At 58.3% G+C, this 14,652-nt stretch carries 16 protein-coding genes; 9 read left to right on the top strand and 7 right to left on the bottom strand.

Going from position 1 to position 14,652, the window contains the following annotated elements; all coding sequences use genetic code 11:
- Positions 1 to 8 precede the first annotated feature (8 nt).
- Genes C8N45_RS10220 through ubiA form a run of 3 tightly spaced genes read right to left on the bottom strand, consistent with a single transcriptional unit; the run spans position 9 to position 3,281 of the window.
- The gene (locus C8N45_RS10220; RefSeq protein ID WP_108386148.1) at positions 9 to 335 is read right to left on the bottom strand and encodes a hypothetical protein; all 327 of its coding nucleotides are present in this window, start codon (positions 333 to 335) and stop codon (positions 9 to 11) included.
- Positions 336 to 349: 14 nt separating this feature from the next.
- Entirely contained in the window at positions 350 to 2,248 is a 1,899-nt protein-coding gene (locus tag C8N45_RS10215; protein WP_108386147.1) for an OmpA family protein, read from the bottom strand.
- 55 nt (positions 2,249 to 2,303) lie between these two features.
- Positions 2,304 to 3,281 carry a 4-hydroxybenzoate octaprenyltransferase gene (gene ubiA, locus C8N45_RS10210; protein WP_108386146.1) on the bottom strand — a complete coding sequence of 326 codons (978 nt, stop codon included), beginning with the start codon at positions 3,279 to 3,281 and terminating at the stop codon, positions 2,304 to 2,306.
- 12 nt (positions 3,282 to 3,293) lie between these two features.
- On the opposite strand from ubiA, the gene C8N45_RS10205 reads away from it, so the two are divergent.
- The 7 genes from C8N45_RS10205 (at position 3,294) to C8N45_RS10175 (ending at position 9,508) form a co-directional block, all read left to right on the top strand.
- Positions 3,294 to 4,016 (top strand): 16S rRNA (uracil(1498)-N(3))-methyltransferase, encoded by a 723-nt coding sequence (locus C8N45_RS10205; protein WP_108386358.1) that lies wholly within the window; start codon positions 3,294 to 3,296, stop codon positions 4,014 to 4,016.
- Positions 4,013 to 4,852, top strand: a complete 840-nt coding sequence (locus C8N45_RS10200) for a GNAT family N-acetyltransferase (protein ID WP_108386145.1) — start codon at positions 4,013 to 4,015, stop codon at positions 4,850 to 4,852. The genes C8N45_RS10205 and C8N45_RS10200 overlap by 4 nt, the downstream gene beginning before the upstream one ends.
- Positions 4,824 to 5,363 (top strand): hypothetical protein, encoded by a 540-nt coding sequence (locus tag C8N45_RS10195; RefSeq protein ID WP_245882629.1) that lies wholly within the window; start codon positions 4,824 to 4,826, stop codon positions 5,361 to 5,363. The genes C8N45_RS10200 and C8N45_RS10195 overlap by 29 nt, the downstream gene beginning before the upstream one ends.
- 58 nt (positions 5,364 to 5,421) lie before the next feature.
- The gene (locus tag C8N45_RS10190) at positions 5,422 to 6,792 is read left to right on the top strand and encodes a glutamate--cysteine ligase (protein ID WP_108386143.1); all 1,371 of its coding nucleotides are present in this window, start codon (positions 5,422 to 5,424) and stop codon (positions 6,790 to 6,792) included.
- A 150-nt stretch (positions 6,793 to 6,942) separates the two neighbouring features.
- The gene (locus C8N45_RS10185) at positions 6,943 to 7,704 is read left to right on the top strand and encodes an SDR family NAD(P)-dependent oxidoreductase (RefSeq protein ID WP_108386142.1); all 762 of its coding nucleotides are present in this window, start codon (positions 6,943 to 6,945) and stop codon (positions 7,702 to 7,704) included.
- 276 nt (positions 7,705 to 7,980) lie between these two features.
- The gene (locus C8N45_RS10180; protein WP_168769448.1) at positions 7,981 to 9,054 is read left to right on the top strand and encodes a sensor histidine kinase; all 1,074 of its coding nucleotides are present in this window, start codon (positions 7,981 to 7,983) and stop codon (positions 9,052 to 9,054) included.
- A gap of 1 nt (position 9,055) precedes the next feature.
- Positions 9,056 to 9,508, top strand: a complete 453-nt coding sequence (locus tag C8N45_RS10175) for a response regulator (protein ID WP_245882628.1) — start codon at positions 9,056 to 9,058, stop codon at positions 9,506 to 9,508.
- 234 nt (positions 9,509 to 9,742) lie between these two features.
- Here C8N45_RS10175 and plsY read toward each other — a convergent pair whose 3' ends face one another.
- Genes plsY through C8N45_RS10155 form a run of 4 tightly spaced genes read right to left on the bottom strand, consistent with a single transcriptional unit; the run spans position 9,743 to position 13,133 of the window.
- The gene (gene plsY, locus C8N45_RS10170) at positions 9,743 to 10,351 is read right to left on the bottom strand and encodes a glycerol-3-phosphate 1-O-acyltransferase PlsY (RefSeq protein ID WP_108386140.1); all 609 of its coding nucleotides are present in this window, start codon (positions 10,349 to 10,351) and stop codon (positions 9,743 to 9,745) included.
- Complete coding sequence (gene pyrC, locus C8N45_RS10165) at positions 10,351 to 11,634, bottom strand: dihydroorotase (RefSeq protein WP_108386139.1); 1,284 nt, start codon at positions 11,632 to 11,634, stop codon at positions 10,351 to 10,353. Before pyrC ends, plsY begins: the two co-directional genes overlap by 1 nt.
- A gap of 30 nt (positions 11,635 to 11,664) precedes the next feature.
- Complete coding sequence (locus C8N45_RS10160) at positions 11,665 to 12,186, bottom strand: hypothetical protein (protein ID WP_108386138.1); 522 nt, start codon at positions 12,184 to 12,186, stop codon at positions 11,665 to 11,667.
- On the bottom strand, positions 12,183 to 13,133 hold the full coding sequence (locus tag C8N45_RS10155; RefSeq protein WP_108386356.1) for an aspartate carbamoyltransferase catalytic subunit: 951 nt from the start codon (positions 13,131 to 13,133) through the stop codon (positions 12,183 to 12,185). The genes C8N45_RS10160 and C8N45_RS10155 overlap by 4 nt, the downstream gene beginning before the upstream one ends.
- Positions 13,134 to 13,236: 103 nt before the next feature.
- Here C8N45_RS10155 and C8N45_RS10150 point away from each other — a divergent pair, with 103 nt between their 5' ends.
- Positions 13,237 to 14,019, top strand: coding sequence for a uracil-DNA glycosylase (locus C8N45_RS10150; protein WP_108386137.1), 783 nt, complete (start codon positions 13,237 to 13,239; stop codon positions 14,017 to 14,019).
- 27 nt (positions 14,020 to 14,046) lie between these two features.
- Positions 14,047 to 14,589 (top strand): molybdenum cofactor biosynthesis protein B, encoded by a 543-nt coding sequence (gene moaB / locus C8N45_RS10145; protein ID WP_108386136.1) that lies wholly within the window; start codon positions 14,047 to 14,049, stop codon positions 14,587 to 14,589.
- Positions 14,590 to 14,652 lie beyond the last annotated feature (63 nt).

The following is a 14,652-nucleotide window of genomic DNA, read 5'->3' as shown; positions in this document are numbered from 1 at the left end:
GGGTGATCTCATCCAGCCTGGTTCTGTTCGATCCAGTTGCGCAACTCTTCGGTTTCGTGGCGCGCCTCGCGCAGGCCGTCCATGGCAGCGCGCAATTCGGCCTCTGTCTGGGACAGTTGGTTGGTCATTTCCGCTTCGCGTTGTTGCAGGTACGTGATTGCCTGATCGCGGGTCTCTTCTGCTTCGTGCAGCGCCTGCGCCATTTTGTCCAACTCGCCCACTTCGGATTTTGTGACCCGTGTGAAACGGTTGACCAGCCAGCTTGCAAACCAGCCCAGCATGAACGCGACAAACAGGATGACGGCTGTTGCGATGATGAATTCGGTTCTGTTCAACGTCTTTGCCTTATCTATTCGCTTGTAGTGTCTTCGGCGGGGGCATCTTCGACAGGTGCCTCACCGGCCAGTTCGTCCAGAGTTGTCGTTTCTTCAACCGTCGGTTCCGGCACGATCAGGCTGAATTCAATCCGCCGGTTCGCTTCACGCCCTTCCTCGGTGCCATTATCGGCAATCGGGTCGGCTTCGCCATAGCCTTTTGCCTCGAACGTACTCACCGGCACGCGGCGCTGTCGCAGGGCGTCCAGAACCGACTGCGCGCGCTGCTGCGACAGGTTCAGGTTCATTTCCTCGCGGCCTTGACTGTCGGTATAGCCTGCGACCCTGATCCGCAAATCGCCACAGATTTTCAGGATTTCGGCAATGTCGTCCAGCACCGCCAACGCCGAGGCCGAGATTTGCGCAGAGCTTGGGTCAAAGGTGATTTTGCGGTTCTCGGTCACGACCTTGATCTGTTCGACACATTCTTCGGGCGTTGGCAGGCCCGCGATGGGATCAAGCTGTTCGACATATTCGACAGAGATTTCAAAGACCGCCCCTTGCCCCAGCTTGTCGATCATCAGGCGCGAAATTTTCGCCGATGCGTCCTGACTTCCGGTTTTGCCTTTGATCTGGATACGGTCTGGTTCGACAATGACCGCGCCGTTCGACAGCTCTGACAGGGCCTCGATCGCGGCAAGCACGCGGACCGACCAGCCTGCTGGCAGCCCTTCGGCAATGCGGGTTCGCATGGTGATGCTATTCTGCCCGAATTTGGCGAGTGCGAAGTTCTCGGCGACGGTGTTGGAAACTTCGTCGGGCACGCGGCCACGCAACTGGATTTCGCCTTCGGGACTGCGGGTTGCAGTGAACTGAGGCGGGCCTTCGGCGCTGACTTCCTGCACAACGGGCAATTCTGCGGTCAGAGCAAAGACATCCGGCAAGTTGTTTGCAAGCGCGCCGACAATATCGTCGAAAGTGCCTTGCCCGGTGCCAAGTGGCGCGATCAGCGTCACGTCGGTGTCAGAGACGGTGACAGTGCCGCCACCCAGTTGGCCAACAGCGCCGATGGCCATTGCGACAGCCTGACCCCAAGAGCGTGACGGTGCGCCCAGTGCTAACGTACAACTGGCCTTCTCGGCCAGTCCTGCTGCTGTTGCGGCCTTCACGATCTGGGCCGCCGCCTCCTCTGTGTCGGCCGCACAGGCATCAAAATGCGGACCGGCCGCATCAATCGTGAAACGGGTGGTGAAAGGAGAGATGACAGGCCGCGGTGCACTGATGCTGACCGCCAGCCGAACGCCTTCGGGGGGTTGCCGCGCAAGTGCCGTCTCAAGGCGCCGCTTTTCTTCGACGCTGTCGGAGATCGCGCTGACGTCCACGCGCCCTGCCTTGACCGATATTTTGGAGCGCGGCAAAAGTGCCAAGGCACGCAACGCATATGTCATGGCCGGGCGCCATGTGTCCGCTGCCGGATAATCCCCGACCTCGAGCAGGTCAGTCACATTTTGCCCATCTGCGATTTCGGTGATCCGGGCTGCGAGTGCTTCTCTGTCGGTATCGGCGGGCATCAGTCCGATCAGTGATACGCCGCTGTCATTGCGCAAAATCTCGATCGCGAATTCCGGTGGGGCCAGCTGTGCCGAATCAACCACCGACAGATTATCAATCACCCGGCTGGCATCCACCATTTCGCCTGCCGCCGAAATCGCCCGGAATCGCGTGGCTTCGGTTGGGGCCTGTCCTTCAAGGATCACCTGCAACCCGTCGCCGAGCACAGAGGCCCATTCATACCCCTGATCTACAAGGCTTTCTTGCACGGCGATGACCGAACGGGTTTCAACTGTACTGACCGCGACACGCGCTGCGGCAACCGCACCGAATCCCGCAATCGCAAATACGATCAGTCGAATGAAAAGGGCGGAAAGGCGCATGTGAGTCCGTAGTTTATTTCTTCAACTGCATAGGCCGGGGCAGGACGATATTCAATCACACCAAAAGCGCTATGGCAAAAAACGGCAGCGGGATCAGGCCTGCATCCCGGTTCGACCGAAAGAGTTTGAGCAACAAGCCGTTATCGTCAGGGTCAAAGCGCCCCAACTGCCATGTCAGATGCCAGCCCATCGCCCATGGCCCACCCAAGGCGATCACCAGCGAAAGAATCGACCGGTCATAGCAGGCCATCACAACCGCGCCCCCGAACAAAAGGATGGTCAGCGTCAGAAAGAGACGCAGCCACTTGCGACTGTTGTCACCGAACAGCCGTGCCGTTGACTTCACCCCGATCAGCGCGTCATCTTCGGTATCCTGATGCGCATAGATCGTGTCGTAAAACAGTGTCCAGGCGATGCCGGCAAAGTACAGCAGCATGGCGGCAGGGTGCAGCGCGTTGCTATGCGCCGCCCATGCGAGAAGTGCCCCCCAGTTAAAGGCGATCCCAAGGAAAACCTGCGGCCACCAAGTGAACCGCTTGGCAAAGGGATAAATGGCCACAGGCGCAAGTGACAGAATGCCAAGGATAATGGCCGCCGGCTGGAACGACAGCAAAATCCCGAATGCCACGAGGGATTGCACGATCATCCAGATCAATGCCCCTTTGACAGTCACCTGTCCTGACGGGATCGGCCGCGACCGCGTGCGCGCGACTTGCCCGTCAATATCCCGGTCGGTGATGTCGTTCCAAGTACAGCCCGCCCCCCGCATCAGGAACGCGCCAATGCCGCAGCCTGCGATGATCCAGATATCCATCGGCCCGTAGGTGCCAGTGTTCAACGTCGCAAGAGCAACCGCCCAGACGCACGGCAGGTAAAGCAACCAAGTGCCAATTGGCCTGTCCGCCCGGCTTAGTCGCAAATAGGGGCGCGTTGGGCCAGGTGCTATCTGGTCAACCCAATTCCCTTTCACGGCGTCCGCAACGCGACCCAATTCGGGGTCATCGGGGTCTGGCGTCTTGGTATTGTCGGTCATATGGTCCGCCTCATGGCATCCAAGGTTCGACTTTATGTAGATCACCCGCTGGGGGAAGGGCAATCGGTTCCGCTGTCGCGGGAGGAGGCCCATTATCTGTTTGGGGTGATGCGATTGCCCGTTGGCGCGGTCCTGTCATTGATCAACAGCGCCGATGGCGAATGGGACGCCGAAGTGGTTGAGGCCAGCAAGAAAGGCGGGGTCCTTGTTTGCCGTGCGCAGACCAGACCGCTGCAAATGCCGCCAGACCTGTGGCTCTTGTTCGCGCCGATCCGCAAGGAACGGACAGCCTTTATTGTCGAAAAAGCGGTCGAGATGGGGGTGTCGCGGATTTGTCCGGTACAGACGGACTTTACGCAGAATGCAGACAGGCTGCGTCCTGAAAAACTGCAAGCCCATGCGATCGAGGCTGCAGAGCAATGCGGTGGCACTTTTGTCCCCAAGGTGGATCAATTGGTCAAACTAAAGCCGTTTCTTGCGAATATGCCTGACGACCGCCAGTTGATGTTCTGCGACGAGGGGCTGGTCGGCGATGCTGCCAAACTGCCACAGATCGTGGGGCCTTGGGCGATATTGATTGGCCCAGAAGGTGGATTTTCCGAAGCCGAGCGCGCGCAACTGCATGCGATGCAGAACGCGCATTCCGTCAGTCTTGGCCCCCGCATCCTGCGCGCTGACACAGCGGCGGTCGCGGCCCTGACCGTCTGGCAGCAGGCTTTGGGTGACTGGCGGTGATCCGTGCGACCCTTGCCGACCGCCCGCAGATAGAAACGTTTCTGCGGGCGCATATCGCCACGTCCATGTTTCCGCTGACCAACCTGATCAACCACGGCATGTCCGGCGGACACCCAAGGGCGGTCAGTTTCTGGATGAATTGGCAGGCCGGGCAGATTGCAGATGTACTCGGTCTGACGGATGAGGGCTTGATTTTTCCGCAATGCCCCACCGCCGCGTGGGGGGACATCGCTGCTGTCATGCATCAGACCAAGGTCAAGGGCTTGTTGGGCGAAGCGTCTCAAGTTCAAGGGTTGCGGAACGCGCTGGGGATCACCACCTTGGCCGCGTTGGACACGGTGGAGCCGCTATACCAGATGACCTTGTCACAGATGACCATGCCCGATTGCGATGAGTGCGATTTGCGCCCCTTGTCCGATGCGCACCTGCAGATGATCGAAAACTGGCGGGCGCGCTATTGCATGGAGTCCCTCGCCGTCCCGGCAGCAACGGCCAAGGCGCAAGCGCGGCGCGATGTTGCAGGCTATCTGACGCGGGACAGTCACCGCGTTCTGTTCAGCGATGGTGTCCCCGTTTGTATGACAGGGTTCAATGCAGAACTGCCCGACACCGTGCAAATCGGCGGGGTCTACACACCGCCTGCGCTACGCTGCCGTGGCTACGCCCGCAAAGCTGTGGCGCTGCATCTGGCCCAGGCCCGCGGGCAGGGGGCGGAAACAGCGGTGTTGTTTGCTGCCAATGCGGCGGCAGAAAAGGCTTATCGCGCGATCGGATTTCACCAGACAGGCCAATATGCAATGGCGATCTATGGCAGCCATCAGGTGGCACATGGGTGATTTCCTGCGCCCAGAAGTGCGTGCTTTTTTGATTCGCTGGCGCGAGGTACTGATCGCCGGTGCGGCGGCCTTGTTCGGGCTGTGGTGGGCACTGTCTGGCGTCGGGATCACCTTCTGGATGGGTCTTGTCATATTGGCAATTAGTACCGCTTGGGGGTTCGCCGCCGTGCAACGCGTGCGCTTTGCGCAGGACGGTGAAGGGCCGGGCGTGGTCCAGATCAAGGAACGCAGACTGGGCTATTTCGGCCCGCTGGACGGCGGCATGATGGATCTGGACGAGATGAACATGCTTGAGCTTGATCCCGGCACTTATCCCAACCCCAGTTGGATTCTGACCGGCATGGGCGGGCAGCGCATTGCAATTCCCGTCAATGCAAAAGGGGCGGATGCGCTGTTCGACATCTTTGCCGCATTGCCCGGCATCAACACGTCTGCGGTGCTTGATGTGCTGTCGCGCACGCCTGATGTGCGCGTGACGGTGTGGAGCAGGGTACGACCTCTCTTGCATTGACACTCCCGTTGGTTCACGGCACCGATGGAGTCTTGTTAAGCGCAACGGAGCCTTGCCCATGTCTGTCCCTCAATCTGGCGGTGGCCTGATCGAACATCACGAGCAGCTGGTCGAATATCTGGCCAAAGGCTGCAAGCCCCGCAAAGACTGGCGCATCGGCACTGAGCACGAGAAGTTCGGCTATTGCAGCGAAAACCTTTTGCCCCTGCCTTACGAGGGTAAGCGGTCCATTCGGGCGGTCCTTGAAGGATTGCAGCATCGCTTTGCGTGGGACCCGGTGTTTGAAGATGGCAACATCATTGGCCTGACCAAGGAGGGCGCAAATGTAAGCCTCGAACCCGGTGGTGCGCTGGAACTGTCCGGTGCCCCGTTGGAAAGCATTCACCAGACCTGTGACGAGGTGAATGTGCATCTGGCCGAGGTCAAATCGGTGTCTGACGAAATCGGTGTGAAATTCATCGGTCTGGGGGCCGCGCCCGAATGGACGCACGAGCAGATGCCACTGATGCCCAAGGGCCGCTACAAGCTGATGAACGACTATATGGGCAAGGTCGGCACTCACGGCACCCAGATGATGCGCCGCACCTGTACCGTGCAGGTAAACCTCGATTTCGGATCAGAGGCTGACATGGTCCAGAAAATGCGCGTCGCCTTGGCTTTGCAGCCCGTTGCAACGGCGCTGTTTGCCAATTCGCCCTTCTTTGAAGGCAAGCCAAACGGCCATAAATCATGGCGCAGTCGGATCTGGCGCAGTCTGGATGACGCGCGCACCGGTATGCTGCCCTTTGTCTTTGAAGAAGGTTTCGGGTTTGAACGCTGGACGGAATGGGTGCTCGATGTGCCGATGTATTTTGTCTATCGCGATGGCAAATATATCGACGCGCTTGGCATGTCGTTCCGGGACTTTCTGAAAGGCGAATTGCCCGCACTACCGGGTGAAAAGCCAACCCTGTCCGACTGGGCTGACCACCTGACCACGGTATTCCCCGAAGCGCGGGTGAAACAGTACATCGAAATGCGCGGCGCCGATGGTGGCCCATGGCGGCGGTTGTGTGCCTTGCCAGCCTTCTGGGTGGGCCTGATGTACGACCAGAGCGCTTTGGACGCAGCATGGGACCTGTGTAAGGGGTGGACCGCCGAGCAGCGCGAGGCCCTGCGCGTCGCAGCATCCGTCGATGGCTTGCAGGCGCAGGTTGACGGGATCAATATGCACGATCTGGCGCGCGAAGCTGTGGCAATTTCCGAATCCGGCCTCAAGGCACGCGGCATGCCGGGTGCGGGTGGCATGGTGCCCGATGAAACCCATTTCCTCAATGCGCTCAAGGACAGCATCGAAACCGGCAAAACCCCGGCGGACGAGCTTTTGGATCACTACCACGGTGATTGGCATGGCGACCTGAAACGGATCTACGCGGAATATAGTTACTAGGAAGGTGGTCCAAGTTCCACCTTACGGTCTGGCATCTGGCATCTGGCATCTGGCGTGCGGCTGGGTTCATTGCTTGTGCTGAACGGGATTCGTTGACGCAAAATCGATAAGGCGTATAACCGTTAAGGAACATAACGAAAGGACTCTCCCATGCAGGTATCAAACCAGATTGCTTTGGTCAGCGGGGGTGGCAGCGGCCTTGGGGCTGCCACGGCGCGGGTTCTGGCAGCACAAGGCGCGCGCGTCGCTGTGCTTGACTATGATGGTGACAAGGCCAAGACGGTCGCCGCGGAAATTGACGGGATTGCCGTGCGTGCCGATGTGGGGGACGAGGCGCAGGTGGCGGCTGCTTTTGAAGAGGTTGCAGAAAATCTTGGCGTGCCGCGCATCGCTGTCAGTTGTGCAGGCATCGGGCTTGCCGCAAGAGTTGTCGGTCGCGAGGGGAAGCTGTCGACTGATTTGTTTGAGCGGGTCATTCGGGTAAACCTGATCGGATCATACTTTGTGATGTCGCACGCGGCAAAGGGCATGCAAGGCCTCGATCCGCTGGAGGATGGCGAACGTGGCGTTATCATCAATACCTCGTCTGCCGCCTATGAGGACGGACAATTGGGGCAAACCGCCTATGCGGCGTCCAAGGGAGGGATTGCGTCGATGTGCCTTCCTGCGGCGCGCGAGTTTGCCAAAACCGGCATCCGTGTCATGGCGATAGCGCCGGGCTTGTTCTATACTCCGATGATGGAGGGGCTGCCGACCGAAACCGTTGACGCAATCACGGCTAACATTCCGTTTCCGGCGCGGCTTGGCAAGGCCGAGGAATTTGGCCAACTGGTCAGCCAGATTGTCGCTAATCCTTACCTGAACGGCACTGTGATCCGGCTGGATGGTGCGGTGCGTTTGCCGCCGCGTTAGGTTGGTCCTGCAAAGTGATCTATAGTTGCGTTTCGTGAAAAAACTGAGCCTCGGCTTTTCGGGAAACGCCGTGCGCCGTTCACATGTTATGGGTTTTTCCGCTTTCGCTGATGGCTCAGGTCAAAGCCGAAATGCTGTAGGTCGGATCTACGGCGTTGTTTCGACTGTACCTTGCTGTAGAGCAACTTCTTAACAATTCGGCTGTACGGTTCTGGAAGCGAAAAGGAGCCGGACCATAAATGTCAGAGTTGCGCGCCATATCAATTGAGAATGCAGGTGGCATTTGTGCTGAGCATCTCTGAAGGCAGTGAACTCATCTACGATGAATATGAAACCACCGAGCCGATGTTTGACCCTGACCCGATGTTTTCCGATCAGATTCTGATTGATCTCTATGGTCGCAATCGGGGCTTCGATATCCGGACGAACCTCACGTTTCGTCAGGAAAACAGTTATTCCCAGCTTACTTTTATTCTGTTTGCGGGGCTGCTGACTGAAGCGTTGATTGTTTTTTGTCTTGTCGTCATGGCCCGCGCGCGCACGCGTGCGGTCCGTTATGCCAAGCATGTCACTGCCGCACTGCGACAAGAGTCGGCCAAGCTGGCAGAGACTAATCGGTATCTCTCGAGCACGAATGACGAACTCGAACAGTTCTCTTACGCGGTTTCGCATAACCTCAAGACACCAATTCGCGGCATTGGCGGCCTGACCGAGATGATAGAGGAGGATCTCGAAGATTATTTTGCGTCTGTCGATGCAAACCCCGGGGTGCGCAGCAATCTGGCGCGCATACATGAACGCATTGACCGGATGTCCCGCCTGACAAGCAGCATCATGGAATATTCGCGCATCGGTAACCAAGGGGACACGGGCGATCCGTTGGACATCAAAGAGGCAATTGATAGCATGAGGGTGGACTTTGATCTGGCACCAGAGCAGTTGCAGCTGACCGATGATGTCGGCACCATTCATGTTGATACGACAAACTTGCGCCGCGTGCTTGAAAACATTGTCGGGAATGCGGTCAAGTATCACGTCGGCACGGCAGCGCTTCGGATCAATGTGCGTGCACTGCGCGTCGGTGATCGGGCACGTCTCGTTGTCTCGGACAACGGACCTGGTATTGATCCCAAATTCCATGATCGGATCTTCGATGTATTTCAGACCTTGCGCACAGGCGACACGCCTAAAAGCAGAGGGATCGGCCTGTCAATTGTCAAGAAGGTGGTCGAATTTGATGGCGGGAAGGTAGAGCTCGTATCGTCAATTGGGACTGGTGCGGCGTTTGGTTTTGATTGGCCGATCAGGAAACAGTTGCAGTCGCATGCGCAGCCAAGCGAGGCTGCATGAGATGAAAGAGGAAATGAACATTCTATTGGTCGAGGACAATGACTTAGACGTGGAAATCTTGCGGCGCGGGTTGAAGCGACTTGGTGCATCCAATTCCTTGGTACGGGCAAGAGACGGTGTTGAGGCGTTGGAAATACTCAAAGAGAACCAAACGAGGGGAATTCTTCCTGATCCATTTGTCATTCTGCTTGATATCAACATGCCTCGTATGAATGGCCATGAATTTCTGGTCGCGTTGAGAGAATGCAGTGACCTGAAATCCGCAAGGGTTTTTGTCTTTAAGACGTCTGACAGCAAGGAGGATGTTAACAAAGCCTATGATAATAACGCCAACGGCTATATCGTTAAGCCGAACAGTTCTTCGGAATTGAATGATGTCATTCAATCGCTCCGGAGTTCTTGGCGTATATGCGAAACCCCGCGTTGCACAGCGGGCCGCGCACCTGTGACATGAGACGCCCGACGCAACCAAGGGCGCGGCCCTCGCAGCAGTGACTGGCTTTGTCGAAAAGCATCTGCTGCGGTGTCTGCGAGGGTAAGCCATAAACAATGCACTCGTCTGGCTCCGGCTCGAATGCGGTTAGGCGAATTTTGAAAATTGGCTTTTTGGCCAAGTGCCAAAGCGGCGCGCAATTCATGCCTGCATTTGCGGCTTCATTTCTTCGCGTTGAATTGCTGTAAACCTCAGTCAGGCCTTGGCCCCGATTTTTGTTTCGGTTCCGGCCTTCATGCGTTGGATATTTCCCCAGTGCCGCGCGTAAATCAGGAGGGCCAGGATGACGCCAAGGAGGAACAAGGTGCCATAACCCGTCATCGCCATCACGATCGGTAGCCACCCCGCCGCCACCAACGCCGCCAGCGACGAATAGCGTGAGATCAGGGCGACGACCAACCAGATACCGCAGGCCACCAGCCCTAGAAACGGGGCCAGCCCGCCAATCACCCCAAGGTAGGTGGCCACGCCCTTGCCGCCTTTGAACTTTAGCCAGACTGGAAAGCAATGGCCCAGAAATGCCATCAGCCCAGCAAGTTGTGCTGCGTCCTCGGCGGCAAAAATACTGGCCAGAACCACGGCGGCAATGCCCTTGGCTGCGTCGAACAGCAGGGTCATGGCGGCAGCCTTTTTGTTGCCCGTCCGCAAGACATTGGTGGCACCAATGTTGCCTGAGCCGATATCGCGCAGATTGCCAAGGTTCATGAGGCGCGCGATAATCACGCCGCTGGGGATCGACCCGAGCAAATATCCCAGGCAGGCCCAAAGGATCATGACCGCTATTGTGCTTTCCAGAAATGGCATCAGTTATCTCCCCAAATGCGCAGCCCATTCACCCATGTGCCAAGTACCTTGCCCTGAAGCCGCGCGCCATCAAAGGGGGTGTTCTTGGATTTCGACAGTAGTTTGCTGCGATCCAGCAGAAATGGCGCGTCAGGATCAAACAGGACCAGATCGGCAGGGGCGTCAGCCTGCAACCGCCCCGATCTTCGGCCCAGTAATTTTGACGGGTTCAGCGACAGTGCCCTGAACAGGCGCGGCAGGTCGATCATCTCCGCATGCACCAGTCGCATCGCAGCGGGCAGCAGTGTTTCAAGCCCGACCGCCCCGCTGGCGGCTTCCTCGAACGGCAGGCGCTTGCTTTCCTCATCCTGGGGCGTGTGCATGGAACTGATGATATCAATCAGCCCTTCTGCAACCGCCTGAACGACGGCCAGCCTGTCATTTTCGCTGCGCAGCGGTGGTTTGAGCTTAAAGAACGTCCGGTAGTCAGCCACATCCAGCTCATTCAGCGTCAGATGGTGGATGCCGACGCCTGCGGTGATACGCAGCCCGTTGCGCTTGGCCCGTTCGAGTGCGGGTAGGGCGCGTGCCGTGGTGACCTGGTCCACATGATAGCGGGCGTCGGTCATTTCGAGCAGCGCGATGTCCCGGTCCAGCGCCATCCGTTCGGCCATGGCAGAGACGCCGGGCAAGCCGCGCAACGATGCAAATTTGCCAGAGGTCACAGTCGCCCCGTCCGACAGGCCGGGGTCTTGCACATGAGCAATGACAAGCGCGTCAAGGCTGCGCGCATAGGTCAGGGCGCGGCTGAATACCTTGGTGTTGCCCACCACACGGTCGCAATCGGTAAAGGCAACGGCACCTGCATCTTGCAGCAACCCGATTTCGGTCATTTCGCGCCCGTCGCGCCCTTTGGTCAGGGCCGCCATGGGCAGCACATGGACCGGCGCATCCAGCTGCGCGCGGCGTTCGACGAATTCAAGCGTTTCGGGCGTATCGATCGCGGGGGACGTATCGGGGCGGGTGACGATGGTGGTAATCCCGCCCGCCGCTGCGGCCCGCCCGGCTGAGCGGAAGGATTCCTTGTGCCGTTCGCCGGGCTCGGACACTTTGACGCCGACATCAACGATCCCCGGTGCAAGGCACATGCCGCCGCAGTCGATGACGTTGGCCGATTTTGGCGGCGCTGGATGGCCCTCGTGGACCTCGGCGATTTTGGCGTCGCGCACCAGCAAAGCGCCCGGCTGGTCCGTCAAGGCGGCAGGGTCGATCAGGCGCGCGTTGGCAAAGAAAATATCAGTCATGCAGTGTCTTTCCGAGGTGCGCAATTCATGTCAGGCCACCCAAACCATGACCGCCACCAGCAAAAACATGACGATCAGCGCAAAGGTTGCGACCATGCCGCCGATGCGGGCATCTGATTTTGGTTCCTTGACGGGGGCGTCGCCGATGACTCCTTGGGCCGATGTGCTGCTGAGTGGTGTGATGACCTCCAGCTGGGCCTTGGGGACAAGCGTGGTCACATGCCGTAGCCATGGTGCAGGCGTCAACGTGACAGCCTGACCGCGTGATGCAGCCGACATCACCAGCACGGCGTACCCTTCGATCCCGTTCAGGGCGGGCACATCGTAGGGCGCGGCCTGCATGTCATAGCCTTGCTGAATATAGTCGACCAACTGCATTGAACTCAGGTCCTTGATGCGCACGGTATCAATGTAATTGGGATCTAGCGCATCAGTGCCCAAAAGAAGTCGCAGCCCTTCGGGCGTCTTATCAAGAACCTCTTGGGGCAAATCGGTCCTGGCTTCGAAAATGCGGATCTGGCCAAAGTCATTGGCGGGAATATTGATGCTCACACCATGACCTCTTTGGGTTTTGCGCGCAGGTTTTGCGCAAGCAGGTCCATTGCGGCCATGCGGACGGCGACGCCCATTTCAACCTGTTCCTGAATGACTGACCGGTTGATATCGTCAGCGATATTGCCGTCAATTTCGACGCCGCGGTTCATCGGTCCGGGGTGCATCACGATGGCGTCGGATTTGGCGTAACCCAGCTTTTCGGCATCCAGCCCGTAGCGGTGGAAATATTCACGCTCGGACGGGATAAAACCGCCATCCATCCGTTCTTTCTGTAGTCGCAGCATCATGACAACATCCACATCGCGAAGCCCTTCGCGCATGTCCTCAAATACTTCGACGCCAAATTCACCAATGCCCGATGGCATCAGGGTCGGCGGCCCGATCAACCGCACCCTGTTTTCCATCTTGCCCAGCAGCATAATGTTGGATCGCGCGACGCGGCTATGGGCGATATCGCCGCAAATCGCGATGGACAGGCGGTGCAGCCGCCCCTTGGCGCGCCGGATTGTCAGCGCATCAAGCAGCGCCTGCGTGGGGTGTTCGTGCTTGCCATCGCCCGCGTTCAGGACCGCGCAGTTCACCTTTTGCGCCAGTAGATCAACCGCGCCCGAGTGTGGATGCCGCACCACCAACAAATCAGGATGCATGGCATTGAGCGTCAGCGCCGTGTCGATCAGCGTTTCGCCCTTTTTGATCGAGCTGGCCTGCATCCCCATATTCATCACATCCGCCCCCAGCCGTTTGCCAGCCAATTCAAAACTGGCCTGCGTGCGGGTGGAGTTTTCAAAGAACATGTTGATCTGGGTCAGCCCTGCAAGCACGTTCTTATGCTGGACACGGCGGCGGTTTTGTTCGGCGTAACTGTCGGCCAGATCAAGGATTGTTGTGATCTCGGTTGGATGAAGCGGCTCGATCCCCAAGAGATGCTGCTGTCGGAATGTCATCGCGGGCCACCCTTGCTGTTCCGGGTGGTTATAGAAAGCACAAAGCATGGGGGCAAGCGGATCGCGCTACCACCCGGATCGAAAGGCCGCTAACATATGCGCTATGGATTCTGTGTCAGACTATTGGAACGATCGCGCCCTGCTGGAATGGCAGGTGGAACTTGGCGCGACCGACGCCATTCAGGACACGCCGATAGACCGCTACGCATTGGAAGCGGTCAAACCCACGCCAAAACCCGCAGTCCCAAAGGACGGCCCGCCGCCTATTCCTGAAAAGGTGCAGGTTGACCCTGTTGCCATTGCGCAGGCTGCGGCCACTGCGGCGGTTGATCTGGACGGTCTGGCGGCCGCGATGCAGGCCTTTGAACACTGCGAACTCAAACGGGGCGCGCGCAACTTTGTCTTTTGTGATGGTCAGTGCGGCGCGCGCGTGATGATCGTGGGCGAAGCACCTGGCCGCGAAGAGGATCGGGCGGGAAAGCCGTTTGTCGGCCGCGCCGGGCAATTACTGGACCGTATGCTGGCCGCCATTGATCTGGCGCGCGACCACGCGAAGTTGAGCCGCGCGGTCTATATCACCAATGTGATGCCATGGCGTCCGCCCTCCAACCGTGCGCCAGAGCCTGCCGAAATTGCGATGATGCTGCCCTTTCTTGAGCGGCATATCACGCTGGCCGACCCCGATATTGTCGTCTTGATGGGCAACACCCCATGTCAGGCATTGCTGGGCCGCACGGGCATTACGCGTTTGCGTGGCCACTGGACCGAAGTGCTTGGCAAGCCCTGCCTGCCGATGTTCCATCCGGCCTATTTGCTGCGCAACCCCGCCGCCAAGCGCGAAGCATGGGCAGATCTGCTCGCGCTGAACGCGCGGCTGCGCGACTAAAAGGTATCCAGATTTCAAGAGGATCATATGAGTCGAATTGACGAAACAATGGATTTTCAGCCCGTGCGCATTGCCGTGCTCACCGTGAGTGACACCCGCGCGCTGGTGGATGATAAATCAGGTCAGACGCTGGTCGACCGGATCACAGCCGCAGGGCATACGGTGGCTGATCGTCAAATTATCGCGGATGAGCGGGATCAGATTGCTGCCCAACTGCGTGTCTGGTGCAATGATGACGGGGTCGATGTGGTCATTTCCACAGGCGGCACTGGCCTGACTGGGCGCGATGTTACGGTCGAGGCGCACCGCGATGTCTACGAAAAGGAAATTGATGCTTTTGGCACTGTTTTCACCATTGTGAGCATGCAGAAAATCGGTACATCTGCCGTACAAAGCCGGGCAACTGCGGGGGTCGCACTGGGGACATATCTGTTTGCGTTGCCCGGAAGTCCGGGTGCCTGCAAGGATGCGTGGGACGAAATCCTTTCCAAACAGCTTGATTATCGGCATCGCCCCTGCAACTTCGTTGAAATAATGCCCCGTCTTGATGAACATTTGCGCCGGAAATAAATGCAGCGTGCGTTCAACTGGACATAGAAGCGCCCGCACCTAAATCTAAGGCGTATATCTAGG

The organism is Yoonia sediminilitoris, from assembly GCF_003058085.1.
GTDB classification, from domain to species: domain Bacteria; phylum Pseudomonadota; class Alphaproteobacteria; order Rhodobacterales; family Rhodobacteraceae; genus Yoonia; species Yoonia sediminilitoris.
This window is presented reverse-complemented; position numbering and strand designations above follow the sequence as displayed.

Coding starts and splice junctions, on each gene's coding strand:
- C8N45_RS10215 (WP_108386147.1), bottom strand. CDS start 2,248: ATGCGCCTTTCCGCCCTTTTCATTCGACTGATCGTATTTGCGATTGCG.
- ubiA (WP_108386146.1), bottom strand. CDS start 3,281: ATGACCGACAATACCAAGACGCCAGACCCCGATGACCCCGAATTGGGT.
- C8N45_RS10205 (WP_108386358.1), top strand. CDS start 3,294: ATGGCATCCAAGGTTCGACTTTATGTAGATCACCCGCTGGGGGAAGGG.
- C8N45_RS10195 (WP_245882629.1), top strand. CDS start 4,824: ATGGCAGCCATCAGGTGGCACATGGGTGATTTCCTGCGCCCAGAAGTG.
- C8N45_RS10190 (WP_108386143.1), top strand. CDS start 5,422: ATGTCTGTCCCTCAATCTGGCGGTGGCCTGATCGAACATCACGAGCAG.
- C8N45_RS10185 (WP_108386142.1), top strand. CDS start 6,943: ATGCAGGTATCAAACCAGATTGCTTTGGTCAGCGGGGGTGGCAGCGGC.
- C8N45_RS10175 (WP_245882628.1), top strand. CDS start 9,056: ATGAAAGAGGAAATGAACATTCTATTGGTCGAGGACAATGACTTAGAC.
- plsY (WP_108386140.1), bottom strand. CDS start 10,351: ATGCCATTTCTGGAAAGCACAATAGCGGTCATGATCCTTTGGGCCTGC.
- pyrC (WP_108386139.1), bottom strand. CDS start 11,634: ATGACTGATATTTTCTTTGCCAACGCGCGCCTGATCGACCCTGCCGCC.
- C8N45_RS10155 (WP_108386356.1), bottom strand. CDS start 13,133: ATGACATTCCGACAGCAGCATCTCTTGGGGATCGAGCCGCTTCATCCA.
- C8N45_RS10150 (WP_108386137.1), top strand. CDS start 13,237: ATGGATTCTGTGTCAGACTATTGGAACGATCGCGCCCTGCTGGAATGG.
- moaB (WP_108386136.1), top strand. CDS start 14,047: ATGAGTCGAATTGACGAAACAATGGATTTTCAGCCCGTGCGCATTGCC.